14 protein-coding genes are annotated in these 22,764 nt (G+C 67.4%); 6 read left to right on the forward strand and 8 right to left on the reverse strand.

All coding sequences use genetic code 11. From position 1 onward, the window contains the following. Positions 1–37 precede the first annotated feature (37 nt). Complete coding sequence (gene tssF / locus GEM_RS19280; RefSeq protein ID WP_041490748.1) at positions 38–1,849, reverse strand: type VI secretion system baseplate subunit TssF; 1,812 nt, start codon at positions 1,847–1,849, stop codon at positions 38–40. A gap of 216 nt (positions 1,850–2,065) precedes the next feature. Between tssF and GEM_RS31910 the strand changes: the two genes are divergently transcribed. From GEM_RS31910 to GEM_RS19290, 3 genes are all read left to right on the forward strand, one after another. Beyond that, a complete protein-coding gene (locus GEM_RS31910; RefSeq protein WP_187293271.1) occupies positions 2,066–2,449 on the forward strand; it encodes a hypothetical protein in 384 nt (127 codons plus the stop codon). A 271-nt stretch (positions 2,450–2,720) separates the two neighbouring features. Beyond that, positions 2,721–3,596: a LysR family transcriptional regulator gene (locus GEM_RS19285; RefSeq protein WP_014899053.1), complete on the forward strand. Its 876-nt coding sequence runs from the start codon at positions 2,721–2,723 to the stop codon at positions 3,594–3,596. Positions 3,597–3,667: 71 nt separating this feature from the next. Then, a complete protein-coding gene (locus tag GEM_RS19290) occupies positions 3,668–3,952 on the forward strand; it encodes a hypothetical protein (protein ID WP_014899054.1) in 285 nt (94 codons plus the stop codon). 73 nt (positions 3,953–4,025) lie between these two features. Here GEM_RS19290 and GEM_RS19295 read toward each other — a convergent pair whose 3' ends face one another. The 4 genes from GEM_RS19295 to GEM_RS19305 all read right to left on the reverse strand — a co-directional run bounded on the left by GEM_RS19295 (position 4,026) and on the right by GEM_RS19305 (position 9,973). Further along, positions 4,026–4,772 carry a transporter gene (locus GEM_RS19295; protein WP_014899055.1) on the reverse strand — a complete coding sequence of 249 codons (747 nt, stop codon included), beginning with the start codon at positions 4,770–4,772 and terminating at the stop codon, positions 4,026–4,028. A 67-nt stretch (positions 4,773–4,839) separates the two neighbouring features. Beyond that, positions 4,840–7,611 (reverse strand): magnesium-translocating P-type ATPase, encoded by a 2,772-nt coding sequence (mgtA, locus tag GEM_RS19300; RefSeq protein ID WP_014899056.1) that lies wholly within the window; start codon positions 7,609–7,611, stop codon positions 4,840–4,842. 47 nt (positions 7,612–7,658) lie between these two features. Further along, entirely contained in the window at positions 7,659–7,817 is a 159-nt protein-coding gene (locus GEM_RS31915) for a hypothetical protein (protein ID WP_014899057.1), read from the reverse strand. Between the two features lie 503 nt (positions 7,818–8,320). After that, positions 8,321–9,973, reverse strand: coding sequence for a S8 family peptidase (locus GEM_RS19305; RefSeq protein ID WP_014899058.1), 1,653 nt, complete (start codon positions 9,971–9,973; stop codon positions 8,321–8,323). Positions 9,974–10,395: 422 nt separating this feature from the next. Here GEM_RS19305 and GEM_RS19310 point away from each other — a divergent pair, with 422 nt between their 5' ends. The 3 genes from GEM_RS19310 to GEM_RS19320 all read left to right on the forward strand — a co-directional run bounded on the left by GEM_RS19310 (position 10,396) and on the right by GEM_RS19320 (position 13,583). Further along, positions 10,396–11,292: a glutamate/aspartate ABC transporter substrate-binding protein gene (locus GEM_RS19310; protein WP_014899059.1), complete on the forward strand. Its 897-nt coding sequence runs from the start codon at positions 10,396–10,398 to the stop codon at positions 11,290–11,292. A 434-nt stretch (positions 11,293–11,726) separates the two neighbouring features. Next, positions 11,727–12,974, forward strand: coding sequence for a multidrug effflux MFS transporter (locus GEM_RS19315; RefSeq protein ID WP_014899060.1), 1,248 nt, complete (start codon positions 11,727–11,729; stop codon positions 12,972–12,974). Positions 12,975–13,061: 87 nt separating this feature from the next. Beyond that, entirely contained in the window at positions 13,062–13,583 is a 522-nt protein-coding gene (locus GEM_RS19320) for a GNAT family N-acetyltransferase (RefSeq protein ID WP_014899061.1), read from the forward strand. A 30-nt stretch (positions 13,584–13,613) separates the two neighbouring features. Here GEM_RS19320 and GEM_RS19325 read toward each other — a convergent pair whose 3' ends face one another. From GEM_RS19325 to GEM_RS19335, 3 genes are all read right to left on the reverse strand, one after another. Next, positions 13,614–14,306: a hypothetical protein gene (locus tag GEM_RS19325; protein WP_041490926.1), complete on the reverse strand. Its 693-nt coding sequence runs from the start codon at positions 14,304–14,306 to the stop codon at positions 13,614–13,616. Between the two features lie 135 nt (positions 14,307–14,441). Then, the gene (gene pbpC / locus GEM_RS19330) at positions 14,442–16,679 is read right to left on the reverse strand and encodes a penicillin-binding protein 1C (RefSeq protein WP_014899063.1); all 2,238 of its coding nucleotides are present in this window, start codon (positions 16,677–16,679) and stop codon (positions 14,442–14,444) included. Positions 16,680–16,689: 10 nt separating this feature from the next. Continuing rightward, positions 16,690–22,722, reverse strand: a complete 6,033-nt coding sequence (locus GEM_RS19335; RefSeq protein ID WP_014899064.1) for an alpha-2-macroglobulin family protein — start codon at positions 22,720–22,722, stop codon at positions 16,690–16,692. Between the last annotated feature and the right edge of the window lie 42 nt (positions 22,723–22,764).

The raw sequence follows: 22,764 nt of genomic DNA on the forward strand, positions 1-22,764 counted from the left end.
CGGCGCGACTTGATCGTTGAGGCTTCGGGGCAGGCAGTCAGGCGAGCATGATTGTGCCTGGCCGCGGCGTGCAACGTCGAATTTCCGCGCCTGTGTTGGCCGACATCACGACAAGTTGGACAAAACTCGTCACGGGCGCATGTACGGCGAAGAAGTGATCCATCACGACGATGAATGTGCTGAGACTGACGGCGGCAAACGCTTGCTTGTCGACAGTCAACGTCACTTCGAGACCTCGCACGAAGCTCGGCATCGGCTCTCCCGGAAGCCAGAGCCGCTTGACGCGATGGCTCAGATTCGTCAGTCCGTCGAGCAGGTTCGCGTATCCCGCAGAGTGAGCAGCGAATTGGCGGAACAGGCGCTTTAGTTCCACGAGCCCGGTACGGGTCAATTCGATCGAGTGTGGGGCGAACTGTGTGATGAGCCGCCAAGCCGCATCGCCTTCCTTCGACAATCGTGCGACTTCCGTCGGTGCGTCCAGCATCACGATGCGTGAAACCATCGTTCCCTGCTCGTTCACCAGATCGCCGTCCTCGGCTCCGGCCCGCATCGCGCGAGGGAGACTGCCATTCGAGCAGGAGACATCCGCCGTTATCTGTTCGATCCCGGTGTCGTTCGCCGGTCGGCCGTCGAGTTCGACCAGGCTCAGCGCGGTTTCCTTCTTTCCCGATGGCGAGGCGACGTTGTGTTGCTTGAGAACCCAATAGGGACCGGCCGGTTTGGCGGAACTGCCGTGCATGAGCGACGTGAACGGATGAATGATGTTCGCTCCGGATCGGCTCGTGGTGGTGCGGACCGCGTCGACGGACCAGATTTCGACGCCGGCGGCATCCGTATTCTGGGATTGCACGGGGTACGTGTCCGTGATCGGATTTCGCTTGACTGGCAGCGACGTAAGCCGGAACAGGTTGACGACCGGTGTGCAAAAGAGCTTCAGATTGTTCGCCGACAGATTCTTCAGTCGCTGTGCCGTCCACGAATCCGGATGAACGCCGCAAATGGCGAGATGCAATGTGAGCTGCTGGCCGGAACCTGCCGCATGCACGAGCGTAGCGAGGTCGACGTCAATGAAATCGAATTTCTTCGGAAACGCAAAATATTCGCTCAGTAGCCGCAGGGCCGGCGGCCCGTGATCTTCGTCGATCAGTTTCTCGGCGCCATCGAAGCCTACGGCGGTGAGCGGCGGTGTGGGCAGCGTTGACCAGCGACGTTCGATGTTTTCGACGAAGGCCGCTGTTGTGCGCATCGTCATCGTGTCCATTACCGTACCGACGACTTCGCGGGTGCCATTGACATGGATGCGCAACGGGCTGGGGACGGCTTCGAGGCGAAAGTCGGGCCGCGCTACCTCGAAGGTGATGGAGAGCAGGCCGGTCGTACCGGGAGGCAGCACGACGTCGGCGGGCACAGCCGTAGCCGATGCGTAGCGCGCTGCCGAAATGCGCACAGGCGCCAGCGCTACGTCATATACGGTGCGGAAACGGCAGTCTTCTACCTTGCTTGCAAGTTCCGTGTGGCGGGCAATGACTGATGGCTCAGTGAGCTTTTCGAACATGTCCGAGACATCGAACTGGGCAACTGCGCATGCCGGAAGCGCTCGAAGATACTGGGGATACAGCATGCCGAGGAGCGCTTCGGCAAATTCAGGATAGTTGTCGTCGAGCCGATTGCCTATATCCGCGGCGAGGAGCGCGAACGACTGCAACATCCGTTCGATATGGGGATCTTCGGAATGGTCGCCGGAAATCCCCAGGCGAACGGCAATTTTGGGATAGCGTGTCGCAAAGGTTCCAATCGATCGGCGCAGTAGCGCAAGTTCTCGTTCGTAGTGCGGAAGCAGTTGATCCATTGCGTGAAGTGATGAACCTGCAAGGCGGCGAACCGATATATTCGCCGACTGTTTCGGTTGCGCTGAATGGTGTCGGGCACGCTAACGTCTGACGTTGCCATGATAACCGCTTGACGAAAAAACCGTCGATCGACTCGGGGAATTCCAAATCCACGACCGGCGCACCCGAAACGGCTATTTAAATTTCGTACTGGCGGCCGCATATCTTTGTCGTACATGTCCCAACATGACGAATTACATGCGGTGCTGCGCCGTAGTCGCGCTTTGCGCGACGCAGTCGGAAAACATGGACCGGTTTGCCGGGATTCGACCTTTCGCGGATTGAAGGCGAAGCACCGCTTCGCTTGTGACTACCGGTCGCGCGCAGGACGGCGCCCGAATTCACCGTTCGTATCGACCGACGAGCAGATCAGCATCCATCAAGAAGAGAACCTTGAGGGGATCGCGATGCACGTGGCCGAATGTCGTCGTTGCCGCGCAACGCTGGAGATGGCGGTACGACGCTACAAACCGATGACGATGAATGTTCGACGGGGCACACCGCAGCAGGTGGCGTGGTTCAGCGCGGCCAGTTTCGCCGCGACACTACCGCAAAGCTGATCGCTATCGAACCCGTCACGGTGCGTTCCGGCGCGTCTTCAATCGCATCGCCGAAGCGAAAACGGCGGCTGCGTCCGTCGCTGCGTCCAGCACGACGCTTCGTTGCGCGTGCATCGGCCGCGGCGACGGCATCGCACGATGTATCAGCCAAGCACTCGGCCGCTTGATCAACAGGCATGACAGTGAATTCCGCGAAGGGCATGCCCGTATTGAACGTCACGCCGTTCGATCAGTAAAATGAATGTTTCGATCGACATGATTCCTTTAAAGAATGGAATTGAAACTGCTGCGCACCTTCCTGGTGGTCACCGAGCTCAGCCATTTCAGCCGCGCGGCCGACACGCTGCACATGAGCCAGCCGGCGCTGAGCAAACAGATCGGCGCGCTCGAGGCGAGCCTCGGCGGCAAGCTGTTCGAACGCGGCAGGCATGGCGCGGAGCTGACGCCGTTCGGTGAACGCTTCCTGCCCGACGCACAGGCGCTCGTGCGCGATGCCGACGAAATCCTCGCGCGTGCACGGGAGGCGACCAGCGGGCAACGCGGCCATCTGCGGCTCGGCATCTGCTTGTCCGTGCTGACGCTCGTGCCGAAACTCGTCGCGGAATTCCGGCGCCGCAATCCGGGTGTCGCGGTCACGCTGAGCGACCTGTCATCGTCCGAGCAAACCCGTCGGCTGCGCGCCGGCAAGCTCGACGCCGGGTTCCTGCGTTTGCCGTCGGATGAAGGGTTGTCGTCGTTCAAGGTGATCGACGAGGCGCTCGCGCTCGCGGTTCCGCCGCACCTCGGCTTCAAGCGGGTGCCGGCCGATCTCGACGTGCTCAACGAGATCGGCTTCATCGCGCTGCAGCGCGCACGCGGTCCCGGGCTCGCCGCGCAGATCGACCGGTGGTGCGTCGAGCGGCACTTCGTGCCGCAGGTCACACAGCAGGCGGAGGACGTGCAATCGGTGCTCACGTCGGTCGCGGCCGGGGTCGGCGTCGCGTTCATTCCGTCGCGTGCGCACTACCTGCTGCGCGACGCGACCGTCTTGCCGCTCGATGGCAGGGACGCGAAGTGGCGCGTGGGGCTCGCGTGGCTGTCCGGCCGCGACGATCCCGTGACCACGCATTTCGTGTCGTTCATGCGCGCCGCGATCAAGGGCGCGTAACGGGGCGTATAGTGTCCGCGATTGCCTCCTTCCTGAATGCCGGCTCGGCGCCGGCTTACGAACCCGAACCGATGACTTCAGAATCCGACGATCCCCCGCTCGATCCCGCACTCGTGGCGACGCTCGCCACGCTGCACGAGGCCGCGACCGATCCGGCCGGCAAGACGTGGTCGCTGCCGAAGATCGCGAAGCGCACGCAATTGCCGATGAGCACGCTGCGTCGCGTGCTGACGCAACTCGATGCCGCCGGCCTGAGCGCGACGACGCTGAACGACGACGGCACCGGCAGTGCAGCATTGACGGAAGAGGGGCGCGCAGTGTGCGCGCAATTGTTCGGCGCGAACGACGGCAGATGAAAAACGGGTCGCCCGAATGAAGGCTGCCCGTCGTATCGCGCTTGACTAGCGGCGTCAGTACATCAATGCAGAATTACCACCGCGCCGTGACGCCACCCATCACCGAATGTCGATAGGTCTGGTCGTTCAGCCCGTGCCGGTAGCCGATGTCAAGATCGAGCCAGCGCACCGGCGAGTAGACTGCGCCCGCGATCACGAACGCCGGATTCGCGCCGGCCGTGCTTTCGGTGTTGCGCGACATGCCGACGTCGGCCATGACCTGCACCTTGTCGGTCGCCTTGTAGAGCACCGCGGCCGACACGGCCCAGACCGAGCGCAGGTCGCCCTGGCGGTTCGGCTGGTAGGCGAGGCCCGCATTCGCGAGCAGCGAGACGCGCGCGACGTCGGCTTGCGCGAGCAGCGTCGCGCCGGTGCCGACGCGGCCCGTGCCGAGCCCGCGACTGTCGTTGCCGGTCGGCATCGTCACCTTCGGTTTCAGCGCGAGCGACACTGGCCCGCGTTCGACGAAGCGCCATTTCATGCCGATCTCGACATCGCCGATGCCCGCGCCGTTATCGTCGGTCCGCGTTTGCAGATGCGTGTACGGTGCGTTCACGTAGAGATCGACAGGCTCGCCGAACCCGCGCGTGAGCGTCGCGTTCCACAACTGATGGCGGCCGTTTTCGTCCTGTTTCGAGGTTTCCTCGCCGTTGAATTCGAACTGCCAGTTCGCGTTGCCCTGCGTACCCGTGTCGTCACTGACGAGCGGATGGGCCGCATACGCGTCCAGCGGCGCGAAGAGGGCGCTCGCGGCGGCGAGCGGAAGGATGCTTCGTTTCATTATGTCACCCGTAGTGCGTCGTGGGCGGCCGGCCGATGCGGGCCGGCACGCCACCGGTCGGCGGAAATCAGAACCACTGCTTGTAGCGACGCACATAGATCGTCTTGACGATCTGCGCGAGCAGGATGTAGCCGACCATCGTCGCCGCGAGCCACAGCCAGTAGGTGCCCGGCAGGTGCATGAAGCCGAGCGAATCCGCGAACGGCGAGAACGGCAGCCAGCAACCGATCGCGATCGCAGTGAACGTCGACAGCAGCACCGGCAGCGCGGCCGTGCTCTGCAGGAACGGGATCTTCTGCGTGCGCAGCAGGTGCACGACGAGCGTCTGCGACACGAGGCTCTCGATGAACCAGCCCGAGTTCATCACGATCTGGCCGCCCGAACCGCCGTGCAGGTGATACATCGCGCCCGCGCCGAACACGGTCCACATCAGCACGTACGTGGTGATGTCGAACACCGACGAGGTCGGCCCGACCCACAGCATGAAGCGGCCGATGTTGCCGGCTTCCCACTTGCGCGGCTTCTTCACGAACTCCGGATCCATCTTGTCCCACGGCAGCAGCATCTGCGACGTGTCGTAGATCAGGTTCAGCACGAGCAGCTGGGTCGCGAGCATCGGCTCCCACGGCAGGAATGCACTGGCGACGAGCACCGAGAACACGTTGCCGAAGTTCGAACTCGCGGTCATGTTCAGGTACTTGAGAATGTTGCCGAATGTCTCGCGGCCCTTGATCACGCCTTCCTCGAGCACCATCAGGCTCTTCTCGAGCAGGATGATGTCGGCGGTTTCCTTCGCGATGTCGGCGCCGCTGTCGACCGAAATGCCGACGTCGGCGTCGCGCAGCGCGGGCGCGTCGTTGATGCCGTCGCCGAGGAAGCCGACCGTGTGGCCGTTCGCCTGCAGCGCCTTGACGATGCGCGCCTTCTGCAGCGGCGTCAGCTTCGCGAATACGGTCGTGCGTTCGACGACCTGCGCGAGCGTCGCGTCGTCGAGCGCCTCGATTTCGGCGCCGAGCATCGGCTTGCCAGGTTCGAGGCCGACCTGGCGGCACACCTTCATCGTGACGGTCGCGTTGTCGCCCGTCAGCACCTTCACCGCGACGCCGTTTTCGCGCAGCGCGGCGAGCGCTGGCGCGGCCGATTCCTTCGGCGGGTCGAGGAAGGTCAGGAAGCCGCGCACGACGAGATCGCGCTCGTCCGCGGTGCGGTACTGTTCGCGTTCGTCGCCGCGCGCAATGGTGCGCGTCGCGAGCACCAGCACGCGGAAGCCGTCCTCGTTGTACGCGTTCGCCTGTTCGAGCAGCCGCTTGCGCGCGACGAAGTCGAGCGGGCGCACGCCGTCCTCGTCCTGCACATGGGTCGACACCGCGAGCATTTCCTCGACCGCGCCCTTGCAGATCAGCAGGTGAGTGCCGTGCGTGTCCTCGACAACGACCGACAGGCGGCGGCGCACGAAGTCGAACGGCAGCTCGTCGATCTTCTTGTAGCCCTGCGGCTTCACGCGCTCGCCGATCTCGTCGGCGCGTGCGACGACGGCGATGTCGATCAGGTTCTTCTGGCCGCTCTGATGGAAGCTGTTCAGCCAGCCGAGCCGCAGGATGTCCTCGTTCTTGTGGCCGGACAGATCGAGGTGGTGTTCGAGGATGATCTTGTCCTGCGTGAGCGTGCCGGTCTTGTCGGTGCACAGCACGTCCATCGCGCCGAAGTTCTGCACGGAGTTCAGCCGCTTCACGACGACCTTGCGGCGCGCCATCGCGATCGCGCCGCGCGCGAGGTTCGCACTGACGATCATCGGCAGCATTTCCGGCGTGAGGCCGACGGCCACCGCGAGCGCGAACGTGAGCGCGCTCAGCCAGTCGCCCTTGGTCAGGCCGTTGATCATGAACACGATCGGCACCATCACGAACATGAACTTGATCAGCAGCCAGCTCACGCTCGAGACGCCTCGGTCGAAGCTCGTCTCGATGCGCTTGTGGCTCACGACGTTGCGCGCGAGCGAACCGAAATAGGTGTCCTCGCCGGTTGCGACGACCACCGCCGTCGCGGTGCCGCTGACCACGTTGGTGCCCATGAAGCACACGTTCTCGAGATCGAGCAGCGACGTCGACGCGTCGTTCGCCGTGCCGGTCGCGCCTGCCGCACCGGCATGCGCCGACTTGCCGGCAACCGCGCCGAGCGTGTCGTACTTCTCGACCGGCAGTGCCTCGCCGGTCAGCACGGCCTGGCTGATGAACAGGTCGCGCGACGCGAGCAGGCGCACGTCGGCGGGGATCATGTCGCCGGCCGACAGATGCACGATGTCGCCAATCACCACTTCGCGCATCGGCACCTCGCGACGTGACGGTTCGGACGTGGCGGTCACCGCGCGCTGCACGGTCGCGGTCGTGCGGACCATCGCCTTGAGCTTCTCGGCCGCGCGCAGCGAACGGAATTCCTGCACGAAGCGCAGCAGCGCGCTGATCGTCACCATCGCCAGCAGGATCGTCATGCCGACGTAGTCGCGATCGTCAGGCGCCGCGAAGTAGACGTCGGTGCAGAAGCTGATCGCGGCCAGCACCAGCAGCACGTAGACGAACGGATTGTGGAACGCGTGCAGCAACTGGTGGGTCCAGTGTGGCGGCTTGTCGTGCGCGATTTCGTTCGGGCCGTTGTGCTGCAGGCGATCGGCAGCCTGGTCGTAGGTGAGGCCGCGCGTGCTGGTGCGCAGCGACTTGAAGGTTTCCTCGAGCGGGCGGGCCGCTTCCTGCGCGGCGCGCATGATGCGCGGTTCGTGCTGCTGACCCGGGCCGCCGCGGATGAAGCCGCGCTGTTTCTGTTGCGATGTGTTTCGTTGTGTCATGTGTCGCTCCTTGCGCACGAGGCGGCGGGCGGGGAGCGACCGTGACGTTATCGACGCACGAGCGCTCCCGGCCGCGTCGCGTCGGGCGCGATCGGCAGTGGATCGGTGAAGGGGGGAACGCTCGCCGGCGCGTGGAGTGCGGTCGGATGGCCGATGCGCAGCGTCGCACCGGCGAGCGGTAATCGACTACTGTCGTCTGAGTTCATCTGCACTCCTGTCGGTTGCGGGTAGACGGCACGGGCGATCGGTGGCCGCGCATGCACAAGGGCGCACGGCCGAACGGCACGCGAACGGAAGACGCACGCAGCTCGCGCTGCGCGCGGCACGAACGCACGCGCGCGACGACGCAGCACGAGCATTCGGCGATATCGAAAGAAATTCGGCGGGGATTCTGGCCAGTCAGGCCGGAAGGGCGCCGCATCCTGCTTCCCGGGATGCGGCAGAAGACGAGGCTCTGCGCGGTTTCCTCAGGCAGCAGTCAAGTTGGTCGAGGACCAACTACAACTCGCATCGGTGTTCACAGAACACTCCATGTAATCAGACCGGGCCGATGGTAATAGGTCGTCGTGCGAAGCGTCAACTCTTTTTCCGCCCTTTTTTTCGGGCGATTCTTGCAGAACGTTAGCGAGGCGTTGCCGGCCGGACGCATAAAAAAACCGCGCGCATGACAGGCAGGCATGCACGCGGTTGCGGAGTAGCAGGGCGCCGGTTATTGCATGGCCGCCGTGACGGCAGCGCCTGCATCGGCAATCCCGGCACCGGCCGGCAGCGCGGTGCACGACGTGCTGGCCGGCAGCGTCGCCGCGCGCGCGCCGCCTTGCAGCTTCTGCTGGATCTGCGCGGGCGTGAGGTTGCCGTTCACCGCCAGCATCAGCCCGACGATGCCGGTCACCTGCGGCGTCGCGAAGCTCGTGCCGCTCGCGGGGCCGTACGAATCGGTGCCCGGCGTCGTGGTGCCGCTGTTGGCCGTCGACAGGATGTTGACGCCCGGCGCGCTCAGTGCGACGTCGGCGCCGAAGTTGCTGAATGACGCGCGGCGCCCGGTCGCGTCGGTCGCGCCGACGCTGATCACGCCGCGGCAGTTCGCGGGCTGGTCGAGCGCGGTCGACAGGCCGTCGTTGCCGGCGGCCACGACGACGGTCACGCCTTTCGCGTTCACGTCGTCGATTGCCTGCTGGAACGTCGCGCTGCATGCGCCCACGCCGCCCAGGCTCAGGTTGATGATCTTCGCGGGAGTTGGGTTCGTCGGCACGCCGACGACAGGAATGCCGGCCGCCCAGCGCATCGCGTCGGCGATGTCGCTCGTCACGCCGCCGCACTTGCCGAGCACGCGCACCGGCAGGATCCGGCCGAGCCACGACACGCCGGCGACGCCGATGCCGTTGTTGGCGGTGGCGCCGATCACGCCCGTCACGCGCGTGCCGTGCCAGCTGCTGCTGCCCGGTTCGCTCGCGCAGTGGTAGAACGGGCCGCTGGCGTCGTCGAGTTCCTGCTGCGTGACCCAGTCGCCCGGATCGGTTGCGTCGCTGCCGCGCGCCTGCCCGTTGTTGCTCGTGTTGACGTTCGAGATGAAGCTGTAGCCGGGCAGCAGGTTGCCGACGAGGTCGGGGTGCGGCCGGTAGCCGGTGTCGAGCACCGCCGTGACGACGGTCGGCGAACCCTTGGTCCGCGTCCAGGCGGGCGGCGCGTTGATGCCGACGCTCGCATCGGACAGATACCACTGCTGGCCATAGGCGGGATCGCTCGGTGTATCGCGGACCCGCATCGGATGATCCGGTTCCGCGTAGTCGACGTCGGCGTCGGCCGCGAATGCCTGCGCGAGCGCCGCCGCGTCGCCGGACGCGAGGCGCTGGCCGATCGACAGCACGGCCGCGCCGTCCGACAGGGTCCGCTCGACCTGCACGTTCAGCGGTGCCTGCGACGTCGTCGCGGCTGCATACGCACGTGCGGCGCCGGTCGTCGTCGGTGCCGTCAAGCGCGCCATCGAGCGCTGGATCACGGCGTCGAGTCGCGTACCGGTGTCGATGGCGGCCATCGCGCGCGCGGTTGTCATCGTCTTCAGTTTGACGATCAGGTGATCGACCGGCGGCTCGTCTGGCGCGCTCGTCTGGGCGGCCATCTGCACGGCGGCCTGCTGGGTCGTGCACGCGTTGCTGCCGCCGGTCGCGGGCGGGGTCGTCGGGTTCGGGGCGGGCGAAGGCGCGGGGGCGGGCGCTGCGTTGGAGGAGGACGGATTGCTGCCGTCGCCGCCACCGCCGCCGCAGCCGGCGAGCGGAAGGAGCGCGGCGGCGGACAGCATGCCGGCGAGCATGCGCGCATGAGCGGAGCGGGCCAGCGCGAAATTGAAACGTTTGGCTTTCATGGTGAAACTCGATCCTCGTAGCAAGCCGTCGTGCCGGCGGTGGTGCTGGGTCCCGGAACACCGGACCTGGTCGTTGTTGTCTGACGGTCGCGCCCAGGTTGCTGCGACGCGCCATGCACTGGGTAACGGCCGCCCCGGGCGCTTCTTGAGTGCGGTTCACGAGAAAAAGCCGGGTCGTCGCAAACGATTCCGTTGCTGCGTCGCAGCGCGATTGCGGGTCTGGAACGGACGACCGGGCAGGCGGGACGCTACCGGATGCGGCCGGCCGGGCGCAATGCGTGATGCACGCGCGTTTGCGCGCCACGGAAAATGGCCGCCTGAGCGCGGCCGTGACGGACGACTGCTTGCGCTTTTCCTGATGCGTCGCGAATTTTGTCGGGCGTACGATCGCGATTCGATCAACGTTTCGTCAGGAGAAAAGCATGGATCGCCGCTTCCGTTGGCTGGCCGTCGCGTTGACCTGCGCGCTGGCGGGCAGCGCGCACGCGCAGGCCCTCACCGGCACGCTGAAGAAGATCAAGGACACGGGCATCGTGTCGCTCGGTATCCGCGAGTCTTCGGTGCCGTTTTCGTACTCGGACAACCAGCAGAAAAACATCGGCTACTCGCGCGACATCGCGGCGCGCATCATTGACCAGCTCAGGACGGAACTGAAGGCGCCGAACCTGACGGTGAAGGAAATTCCGATCACGTCGCAGAACCGGATTCCGCTGCTGCAGAACGGCACGATCGACTTCGAGTGCGGGTCGACGACGAACACGCTGGAGCGGCAGAGGCAGGCTGCGTTCTCGAACAGCATCTTCCTGTACGGGATCCGCTTCAGCACGCGCAAGGATTCGGGCGTAATGGACTTCGCGGACCTGGCCGGCAAGACGGTCGCGACGACGGCCGGCACGTCGGACGAGCGCCTGCTGCGCAAGCTCAACGAAGAGAAGGGGATGAACATGACGATCATCAGCGCGAAGGACCACGCCGAAGCGTTCATGAACGTCACGACGGGGCGCGCGGTTGCATTCGTGATGGACGAGCCGCTGCTGTACGGCGAGATTGCGAAGGACCGCAACCCGGGCGCGTATACGGTGGCAGGCACGCCGCTCGTTCACGAAAACTACGCGTGCATGATGCGCAAGGACGATCCGGCCTTCAAGCACGTGGTCGACGGCGTGATCGCGAAGATGCAGACGTCGGGCGCGGCCGAGAAGCTCTACGACCAGTGGTTCATGCAACCGATTCCGCCGAAGGGCGTGAGCCTCAACTATCCGTTGTCGCCGGAGATGAAGCAGCTGTTCAGGAATCCGACGGATCAGGCGCAGTACTGATCGTATCGTCGTGAGGGCGTGCGGTCCGACACGTTGCGTGTGCGGGCCTGCACGCTCGAATCCCGCCGGCCTCCGGGCCTGCGTCGCGGTGCGCATCCTGCGGCCGTGAAGGTCGTCCGGCGCGTTCACGCCGGATGCTGAACTCCGTCCTCTGACCCGTGGTCCATCCGGCGTCGCACCTCGCCGGGCATCCGTCAGGGCCCCGTCTACGCCCGTCCTTTTCCCCTTTGCCTGAACCCGTGCCGCGCGCCGAAGCGCGGTCCGGGTCGCAGGTGTCCGGCTGTGCCGCAATCGGCATTTCAACCTCGCCGATTCCATGGGATTCCGGTCGCGCCGTGCAACAACAGGCACAATACGCAATTGGCCGCGCACGGCTGTTCGGGATTCGAACAGGTCGACGCGTGTTGCTGCCGTCAGATTCCTTCCCGCTTGTCATGAACGTCTCGCTCACTCCCGCGCGCGAATCGAACTCGCCGCGCTTCCTGCTGTTCCTGATCTGCCTGTTCGCGTCCGCCGGCCAGCTCGCGATCGACATCTACGTACCCGCGCTGCCCGACATGGCGCGCTCGTTCGCGACCACGCCGCAGGCGATCCAGTCGAGCGTGTCCGGCTACATGGCCGCGTATGCGCTCGGCCAGCTGATCTTCGGCCCCATCGCCGACGCTTACGGGCGCAAGCGCGTGCTCGCGTTCGGGCTGGTGATCTACACGATCGGCTGCCTGCTGTCGCTCGGCGCGCCGAACCTGGAGACGTTCGTGCTGGCGCGCTGCCTGCAGGGCTTCGGGATCGCGACCACGAACCTGCTCGCGAAGGCGATCATCACCGACTCGTTCTCGGGCCAGGCGCTGATGCATGCCTTTACGTACATGTCGATCGCGTGGGGGCTCGCACCGATCATCGCGCCGGTGATCGGCGCGCACCTGCAGGAATGGTTCGGCTGGCGCGCGTGCCTCGTGTTCCTGCTCGTGTACTCGCTGGTGATGTGGGCGCTGTTGTGGCACTACCGCGAAACCTTGCCGAAGCCGGTCCATCTCGAGCCGCGCACGCTGATGACGAACGCGGGCAAGGTGCTCGCGAGCCCGGTGTTCCAGAGCTGCTTCCTCGCGCAGGGGCTGTGCTACAGCATCCTGCTGGTGTTCAACATCGTCGGGCCGTTCATGGTGCAGACCACGCTGCACAAGCCGCCGACCTTCTTCGGCTATCTGGCGCTCGGGATCGGCCTGATGTATTTCCTCGGCGGGCTGTCAAACCGGATTCACGGGCACGGGCTGCCGAGCGCCGAGCAGCGGCTGCGCATCGGCGCGCGCGTGATGGCGCTGGCGGCGGTCGCGATGCTCGTGCTCGCGCTGACCGTCGGCCTGCGCGTATGGACGCTCGCGACACCGGTGCTCGTGATGGGTTTCTGCGCGGGCGCGATGTATCCGACGCTGATGGCCAAGGGCAATTCGCTGTTTCCGCATATCGCGGGGCTGACGAGCGCGATCCTCGGGTGTGCGCTGCTGCTCGTGTCGTCCGCGATGATGGGCGTGGCCGGCTTCGTGTCGGTGCAGGTGCTGACGCCGCTCGCGGCGTTCTTCGTCGTGCTGTCGTTCACCGTCGTGTGGATGGTGACCAAGCTGCTGCGCTACCTGTCGCAGCAGCAGGCCGCGCGCGTCGCGTGCGGGAGCGGCGAGGCCGCGTAAGCCGTATCGTTCGTCGCGGACGGCGGCAACGCGGCTGCGCGCGGTTGCTGCCGGCCCGCTCCACCACACGCCGCATTCGACCGAATCATGAGCCTGATCCTGCTGAACCGCGTCGCCCGAACCGACGCTCCCGACCTGATCACCGCCAACCGCGCGAGCCGCGGCCACCATCTGCCGTGGGTCGACTCGTTCACCGACCAGGCGGGATTCGACCAATGGTTCGCCCGCTGCCTGACCGGGCCGAACGTCGGCCTCGTCGCGCGCGAACGCGCGTCCGGAAAGGTCGTCGGCGTGGTGAACCTCAACGAGATCGTCGGCGGCCCGTTCCAGAGCGCGTATCTCGGCTACTACGGGATGGTGGAGTTCAGCCGGCAAGGGCTGATGACGGAAGCGCTGCGCGCGGCGACCGGCGTCGCGTTCGGCGAACTCGGGCTGCATCGGCTCGAAGCCAACATCCAGCCTGCCAACCACGCGTCGATCGCGCTGGTTCGGCGGCTCGGTTTCCGGAAAGAGGGTTTTTCACCGCGCTACCTGCGCATCGACGGCGCATGGCGCGACCACGAACGGTGGGCGCTGCTGGCCGACAGCGAGCCCGAAACGGGCACCTGACGCCCGATCCTGGTCCCGCCGCGGGCTGGCTTACAGCGGGTGCGCAGCGCCCGCCTGCGTCAATAGCGTAATCGCGGCCGGATCCGGCATCCCGTTCGAATCGATCGCGCCAGCCTTGGCCAGCGCGCCGAGATCGCTGTCGACGCCCGCTTGCCCGACCACGAACGACGTCGTGAGGAACGCCGGCGTGGACAACGTGACCGCATAACGCTGCTGCAGGTTCGTGACCACCGCCGATTGCGCGGCCTGCACTGTGTTCGGGCTACCCATCACCTGCTGGAAGTGCGCATTGCCCTGGAAATTGCCGATCAGCCCGGCCGTGTTCGTGCCGAGCTGCGCGGCAAGATAGACGAGCAGCAGCTCGGTCTCGGGCGTCGTGTTGAAGGTGCCGCCCGCATACGCGAGCGAATGCAGGCTCGTGCCGCCCGAGGCCACGGTCAGCACGCACGGCAGCACCGCGTTGACCGTCACCCGGTAGTTGCCGCCACCGTCGGTCAGCGTCGTCGCCGAGCCTTGCACGCAGCTGACCGTCACCGACGCGCTCGCGAGCGCGGTGCCCGTGGCGGCGGTGCCGGACAGTGCGACGGCCTGCGTGTTGTTGTTGTTGAAGCAGACATCGACGCCGAAACAGGCGTCGCCGTTGCAGGCCGCAAGCGAAGCGAGCGCGGCGACGCAGGCGGCGCCCAGCGCGGGGCGGATGAAGCGCGGATGGCGAAGGTTCATGGTCGCGGGCGATCGGGAGAAGGGACGCGGCAGGGCAACCGGCGCGCGCCGCAGCAGCGGCACGCTGTTCATATTCTAGGCGTCCGATCCGGGGATTGCTTGCCTGGTCGTTCGCTGCGGCGCGGCCAGGGCCTGCTAGGGCTTGCGGGCGGCCGCCTTCGCGAACGCGCCGCGCACCTCGAAGCCGATCGCATCCGCGACGTTGCCGTGCGCATCGACGAGTTCGAGCCGGTGCCGGCCCGGCCACGGCATCCAGGCGATGCGGTCGGCATGCCCGATCACCTTGTCGTCGAGCCGCCATGCGAACCGCGCGGCGTGTCCGGCCGACCGCTCGAACCAGATCCGCTGATTCTTCGGCGGAATGTCCGGATCGATCGCGAAGATCGTGCCGTCGGTCGGCGCGCCGATCGTCAGCGGCGCACGCGCGCCGTCCTTGCCCGGCGTGACGGGCGCCGCCAGCCGGATCGTGTCGAGGGCCGTGCCCGCGATGAACCATTCGTTGCGCGACGGCTCGACCTCGCGCTCGAACGTGATGCGGCGCGTTTCGACGCCGGCCGGCGGCTGCGGCGCGCGGCTCGGCAGGTCGCGGTGCAGGTAGCCGACGACGGCCGACCACACCGGCGACGCGCCCGTCACCCCCGACACGTCCCACATCGGCGAGCCGTCCGCATTGCCGACCCACACGCCGACCGTATAGCGCGACGTGAAACCGACGGTCCAGTTGTCGCGCATGTCCTTGCTCGTGCCGGTCTTGACCGCGGAGAAGAAGCGCGTCGCGAGCGGGTTGTCGAAGCCGAACGTGCGCACGCGCGCGTTGTTGTCGGAGAGGATGTCGGTGACGACGAAGCTGGCCGCTTCGCTGAACACCCGCGTGCCGTTGTCGGTGCGTCCCGGTGTCGATGCGCCGGCGGCCGGCGCGGGCGCAGGCACGTCGACGACCTTGCGCGCGACGCCGCCGTTTGCGAGCGCGCGATACGCATTGGCCAGCGACAGCAGCGTGACGTCCGCGCTGCCGAGCGCGAGGCTGAAGCCGTAGTAGTCGCCTTCCTGCGCGAGCGGCAGGCCCAGCGCGGTCAAGGTGCGCGCAAAGCGGTGCGGCGTGACGAGCACGAGCGTGCGTACGGCCGGCACGTTCAGCGAGCCGCCGAGCGCGCTGCGCACGCTGACCCAGCCCTTGAAATCCTTGTCGTAGTTCTGCGGAATGTAGAGGCCGCCGCCGGCGGCGAGGTTGACCGGCGCATCGTCGAGCAGCGACGCGGCGGTCAGCCGTTTCTCGTCGATCGCCTGCGCATAGAGGAACGGCTTGAGCGTCGAGCCGGCCTGGCGCGGCGCGAGCACGGCATCGACGTCGCGCGCGCTCGACAACGCGCCCGACGAGCCGACCCACGCGCGAATCTCGCCGCTCGCGTTGTCGATCACGACGACCGCGCCGTCGTTCACGTTGCGCCGATGCGCGGGCGCGTTGAGCTCGGTCAGCGCGCGCGTCAGCGTGTCGCGTGCGAAGCGCTGCAGCGGCGCGTCGAGCGTCGTGCGCACCTGCGCGCCGGCCGCCGGTCTGACCTCGGCCGCGATGCGCCGAGCGAAGTGCGGGGCCAGCGCCGCGCCGTCGTCGCGCACGGCGCTGGCGGGGCGTGCGATCACCAGCTGCACGTAGCCGTCGAGCGACGCACACGCCTGCTCGGCGCGCATGTCGCGCAGGATCCGGCACGCACGCTCGGCAACCTTCGCGGGCGTCGCGTTGGGCCCGCGCACCAGCGCCGCGGCGATCGCGGCCTCGCGTGCATCGAGGCCGGACGGCGCCTTGCCGAACAGGACCTGCGACAGCGCGGCGAGCCCGACCGTCTCGCCGCGGAACGGCACGAGATTAAGATAGGCCTCGAGGATCTGGTCCTTGCGCCAGCCGCGCTCGAGCAGCAGCGCGTTCATCGCCTGCGTGGCCTTCTGCGGCAGCGAACGTTGCCCCGAGCGGCGCGGCGCATCGCTGAGCAGCCCGGCGAGCTGCATCGTCATGGTCGACGCGCCGCGCGTGCGCTCGTTCCACAGGTTGCCCCAGGCCGCGCCGGCGATCCCGCGCCAGTCGACGCCACTGTGTTCGTAGAAGCGCTTGTCCTCCGATACGACGATCGCCTCGCGGAACGCAGGCGACACGTCGGCGAGCGACACCCAGTCGCCGCGTCGTTCGGTGAGGTCGACACGCGTGCGCTGCAGCGGCGTGCCGTCGCGTGCGAGCAGCACCCAGTCGGAACTGCGCCAGTTGCGGCGCACGTCGTCGTAGCCGGGCAGCGCGTGCGCGACGAGCGGCGCAGCCAGCACGACGGCGACGAATACGCGGCCGGCGAAACGGGCCGGCCGCGGCAATCCACGATCGATCATCACGGTCTCGTTACTTGCCCGCGTCGACCGGTTTCACCGTCATCGGCGGGTTCGGCCACAGGCCGTACACGGACGGCGCGTACAGCGCCTCGACGCGCGTCGGCGGCAGCCCGAACGTGCCGACGTTGTTCAGCCGCACCGTGTATTCGACCGAGAGCTTGCCCTTCCGCACATAGTCGTAATACGCGCGGTAGCCGTCGAAGTCGCGCTCGATGAACGCCGGCCACGCACCGTCCGGGGTTTTCTCGCCCTGCGTCGCGGCTTCGGAGTCGCGGCCGAGGCCCGAACCGAGGATCGTCGCGCCGGACGGGATCGGATCGTTGACGACGACCCACGTCATGTCGCTCTGCGCATCGATGTCGAGATGCACGCGCACGACGTCGCCGCGCGTCAGCACGCCCTTGACGGCGGGCGACACGGGCGTGACGGTCTTGGTGATCCGGTAGCCGGCCGCGAACGGCGCGCGCAGCGGCACGGCCGCGAGGCTCTCGACGGTCGCCCACGGGCGGCCCGTGCCGTCCTGCGTGACGGACAGCGTGGCCGGTGCCTGCGACGCGCGCGGCCACGGCATCAGCACGCTGCGCGCGGCGGCGGCGCGGGTCGCAGCGGTGGCCGATGCGGGGGCGTCGGCGGGCGCCTGCGCCTGCGACCATGCGATTGCACGCGCGTCGCCGCCGAGCGCGACCTTCGTCGTGCCGGCCACCGGCGTGCTTTCATAGGTGCGCGAGAAGCGCTCGATGGCGAGCTGGCCGAGTGCGTTCGACGTCGTCGTCTGCCATGCGCCCTGGCGTTGCAGCGCGAGCAGGCCGGTCGCCACGCGCGGCATCTCGTCCTTCCACGCCGGGTCGCCCGCGAATTCCAGCGCGAGACGCGCGGCGTTGGTCTCGTTGCTCGTCATCAGCCACCACAGGTCGTCGTCGCGCGCGGTCGAGAACACGAGCTGCGTGCCCTGGTACGTCAGGCGCGCACGCAGGATCTGCTCGACCTGCGCGCGTTTCTCGTCGCGCTGCGGGATGTCCTTCACGCGGGTGAGGATCGCGTGATAGTCGATCACCGCGGACGTCGGCCACTGGTTCGGCGCGATCTCGATCGAGCCGAGCATGCGGCCTTGTGCGGCACCGTAACGCGACAGCGCCTCGATCGCGGCGAGCTTGCGCAGGTCGCGGTCCTGGCGCGGCGCCCATGCGTTGCGCTCGATGCGGCCGTCGACGAAACGCGCGAGCCCGGCTTCGAGCTGCGTGCGCAGGTCTTCCGGCAGCGCGAAGCGCGGGTCGAGGCGGCTGGCCTCGTCGGATACGACGAGCAGGTACGACGACAGCGTCGGGCTGCCGTAGTGCGCATCGTCGGACGACGGCGGGAAGTAGCTCGCGAGCCCGTCGCTGTCGAGATAGACCGGCATGCGCGCAACCAGCGCCTGCCATTGCGCGGTGTCGTGCAGGCCGATCGCACGCGACGTCTGCTGTTCGAGGCAGCGATACGGGTAGCGCTCGAACCAGCGCCGCACGCCGGGCAGGCCGTCAGCGAGCTTCGACTGCAGCGACACGGCAATGCCGCCGCGCGGCGTGCCCTGCGCGTTGCTGGCGGCGCCGGCCGGTGCCGACACCGGCACCGTCAGCGTGCCGTCGACCTGCGCGAGCGTGGCCTGCTGCACGGTCACCGGCAGCGCGGGCACGACCTTCTGCGCGACGGCCAGCGCGTCGGACGCACGCTTGCCGCCTTGCTCGGCCGCCTCGATGCGCCAGTTCAGCGCGCCGGCCGCGTCGAGCGCCTGCTCGGGCACGGTGATCGTCCACGCGACCTCGGTCGCCGCATTGGCCGCGAGCGAGACCGTTTGCGGCGCGACGTCGAGGCCCGTCACGCGCGGCGTCACGACGACCTGCATCGCGCGGTCGGTCGTGTTGCGCAGCGTGACCTGCGCGCGGAATGCATCGCCTTCCCGCACGAGCGGCGGCAGGCCGGAGATCAGTTGCAGGTCCTGGGTGCTGCGGATCGACGTGCTGCCCGTGCCGAAGCGGTCCGGGCCGACTGCCGCGATCGCGACGATCCGGAAGCGCGTGAGCGCGTCGTTCAGCGGCACCGCGACGGTCGCGCTGCCGTTCGCGTCGAGCGTGACGCGCGGATTCCACAGCAGCAGCGTGTCGAACAGCTCGCGCGTCGGCGCGCTGCCACCGCCGCCGCCGGCCGGCACGGCCTTGCGGCCGAAGTGACGGCGGCCGACGATTTCCATCTGCGCGGTGGCCGTCTCGACGCCGTATGCGCGCCGCTGCAGCATCGCGTCGAGCAGATCCCAGCTGTTGTTCGGCATCAGTTCGAGCAGCGCCTCGTCGACGGCCGCGACCGCGATCTGCGTGCCGGCCGGTGCGGGTTGCCCGTTCGGCAGCGTGACCTTCACGTGCGCCTGCGCCTTGCTGCGCACCGTGTAGCGCGTCGCGTCGGTCGTTACGGTCACGCCGAGACGATGCACGCCCGTGCCGACCTTGATCTCGCCGAGACCGTAGCGGAACGCCGGCTTCGACAGGTCGACGAAGGCGGTCGGCGCTTCATAGTGACGGCCTTCGCGCCAGAACGCACGCGCCCATTCGACCGGCGCCTTCCAGCCCCACGTGAAGAACGAGTACCAAGGCACTGCGCGAATCCGGCCGCGCAACGCGAGCACCGACACGTATACGTTAGGACCCCACGATTCGCCGACCTTCAGGTCGACGGTCGGGTTCGTACCATTCAGTTCGACGATGTGCGTTTCCATCACGCCGCCGCGTTCGACCGCGACGAGTGCCGTTGCATAGCGGAATGGCATCCGCACCTGGAAGCGCGCCGTTTCGCCCGGTTCGTACGAAGTCTTCTCCGGGATCACGTCGATCCGGTCGGTGTTGTCGCCGCCGAACCAGAGTTGATCCTCGCGCGTGACCCACACCGACGTCGATGCGTTCGACGCGCGGCCGTCGCCGTCCTTCGCGACCGCGATCAACTGCACGTTGCCGGCCTGTTCGAGTGTCGCGTCGCAGGCCATGCGGCCCTTGTCGTCGGTCTTGCCCGAGCACAGTACGCCCAGGTCGCGCGTGTCGCTCTTGTTGTCGTACGCATAAAAGCCGCCGACCATCCGCTTGCGCGACGACGTCGTGATGTGCGCGACGCCCTTGATCTCGATCGGCACGGACGCGCGCGGCTTGCCCTGCAGGTCGACCGCGAGCGCCTGCACCGGCACGCGCTGGCCGACCGACACCCAGCGGCCGGCCTTGATGCCGGCCACCACCGCGGCCGGCCACAGGATCGTGTCGCCGCGGATCGTCTGCACTTCGCCGTTCGGGTCCGCGAACGTCGCTTCGAGCGCGATGCGCTTCGGTGCGTCGACGTCGGGCAGGCCCTTGAGCGTGACGGAACCTGCGCCGTTGCGGTCGAGCGTCAGCGGCAGCTTGTCCGCGATCAGCCTGGTCGCGTCGGGATCGTTGTGCGCGGCCGCTGCGTTGTCGCCGTCCTGCGCGTCGTCGTCGGCGTTACCGTCGCTCCGGTCGGGGCGATAGGGCGTGAAGCTGAAGTCTTCGAAGCGCTCCGCGAACGGCGGCGACGCCCACTTCATCAGCGCCGACACCTGCACGGGCAGGTTCGATGCGCCGCCGCCCGACACGTAGTCGATCTGCACCGCGAGCGGTGCTTCCTTCACGGCGACGAGCGGGCTCTTCTGCGCGTCGCGCGCACTGATCGACCCCTTCAGCACCGGCAGGCGGAACGCCTCGACGCGAAAGCTGCCGCTGTAGTAGCTGGCGGTCGGCGCATCGTCCGGGCCGCCTTCGAGCGTGACGCTGTATTCGCCCAGCTTCGCCGCCGGCGGCAGCGTGAACTGCGTGTCCGCGCTGTGGTCGGCCGACCACGTGAGCGGCAGCTTGTACGTCTGGTCCGAGCCGAGATGGCGGAGCGTCACGCGCGTCGGGTATTGCGACGGGAACGCGAGGCTCTGCAGTGTCTCGGTGCGCAGGAAGTGCTTCATCGACACGATTTCGCCGGCCCGCAGCAGCGTGCGGTCGAACACGGTATGCGCGCGAACCGTCGGCGCACTGTCGGTGTCGGTCGGCACGTTGAAGCGCCACGATTCGATCCCGCGGTTCCAGTTCGAGCTGACGAACGCCATGTCGGGGCCCGTCTTCGGATCGTCGACGCGCGCCGACACGAAGTAGTCGTCGAAGTGTTCCGACTGACTGCATTGGTGCTTCGGCTCGAATTGACCGTCGATCGTCAGCAGGCCCTGCGCGTCAGTCTTGCCGGCCGCGATCTCGTCGCCGTTGCAGTCCGACACGCGGATCTGCGCGTTCGGCACGGGCTTGCCCTTGTCGAGCGTCGTGACCCACACCAGGTTGTTCTCGCGGCCCTGTTTCAGGTGCACGCCGAGGTTCGTGACGAGCACCGTGGTGCGCACGTACATGCTCGACGGCTTCGCGAGCAGCGAGCGGCCGAGCGCGGGCGACGCGAGTTCGAGCACGTAGAAGCCGGGCTTGTCGATCGGCACGCCGACGACCTCGAACGGACGCAGTGTCTTCGGATCGGCCTTCGGCAGCGTCAGCGCCTGCGCACCAGGTTCGCCGGCGAGCAGCGACAGCGAGCGCACGTCGATGCGGCGGTTCTGCGGCGCGGGCATCTTCTCGCCGGCCGCGAGCGGCACATACACCGGGTGCTGGCCCTTGCGCCGGAGCAGGCCCGGGATGCGCTCGTCGATCGTGCCGGCCGTCATCGACCAGTTGTCGAAGCGCTCGACGGTGCGTATCCATTGACGGATCGCGGTGTCGTTCTCGACCTTCAGGTTCGCGAATTGCGCACCGCCCGCATTGAGGCCGGCGATATGGAGATCGGCCTCGACGTTGCGCAGCGTGACGGGCACGAGCGCGGGCGTATCGGGTTCGGCGAAGCGCTCGACGATCCCGAAGGTGCCCGACGAGAATTTGGCGAGCGGCGGCATCGGCGCGATGCGCGTCGCGAGCGGGAACAGGTCGGCGTTCGCGAGCGAGCGATCGGTCACGTCGCGCAGGCCGGACGGCAGCTCGATCGTCAGGTTGGCCTGCGCGGGCAGCGGCGGGTTGAACGTGACGGTCGTCACTTCGTCGCTGTGGTCGTCGGCCGCGAAGGTCGGCGCAATCGAACCGTCAGGACCGCGCAGCTTGATCGCCTCGGCGTTCTTGCGCGAGATCGGCGCATTGAACGACAGCGTCAGCGGGCGCAGCGGCGTGCAGGGCGCCTTGGCGTTCTCGCGCTCGCACGAGAAGCTCGCGGCGAACGGCGCACGCACGGTGAAGTCGAAGCGCCGCTCGGTGTCGTTCCCGATGCCGCTCGGGCTGGCCACGCCCTTGCCGTAGACGAGCTGCATCTTCGCGCTCGCCGGCAGCGCCTGCGCGCACGACAGCGTCAGCACGCGCGCGGCATCCTTCTTCAGGCCGAAGTGGTCGAGCAGCGCGTTGCGGGTGTCGTCGTCGGCGGCGGTGACGGGGATGCGGTTGCCGATGCCGGTCGCTTCGCACCAGATGTTCGCAAGCGCCGAGCGCGGTTCGGCCGGGCCGTTCAGTTTCAGCACGAACACCTGGCGTTCCTCGATCTCGCGCGAGCCGGGGCGGACCGTCACCGGGAACGGGCCGCCGGTCTGAAACGTGAAGCGGCGCGGGCCGCTGACCGCATTGCCGGCGACCGAGCGCAGCGTGTCGTTGAGCGCGACCGAGCAGCGCACGCCCGGCGGCAGGTCGTTCTCGAAATCGTAGACCCACGTCTTGTCGTCGAGCCAGTGACCCTGGCCGCGCGCGGCGACGGAATCGTTGCAGGTCATGCGGGCGGGATTCGGCGCGGACGCCGAGCCGAACGCGACCATCGGTTCGTCGAACTTGACGACGCTCTGCCGGACTTCGGTGACGGTGCCTTGCGGCGACACGCTCACCGTGCGCGCCGCGCCCGCATGCAGCGACAGTGCCGCGGCGCCGCCGAGCGCCGCGACCGCGCCGATGCGCCAGAGCAGCCGAGTGGTGTGATTGGTTTGATTCGTGTTGTTGTGTTGGTCGTGCTGCTTCATCGCTCGATGCCCTCGGAGGGAAGCTTTCTGTTTGATTGCGGC

This window comes from Burkholderia cepacia GG4 (genome assembly GCF_000292915.1).
GTDB lineage: Bacteria > Pseudomonadota > Gammaproteobacteria > Burkholderiales > Burkholderiaceae > Burkholderia > Burkholderia cepacia_D.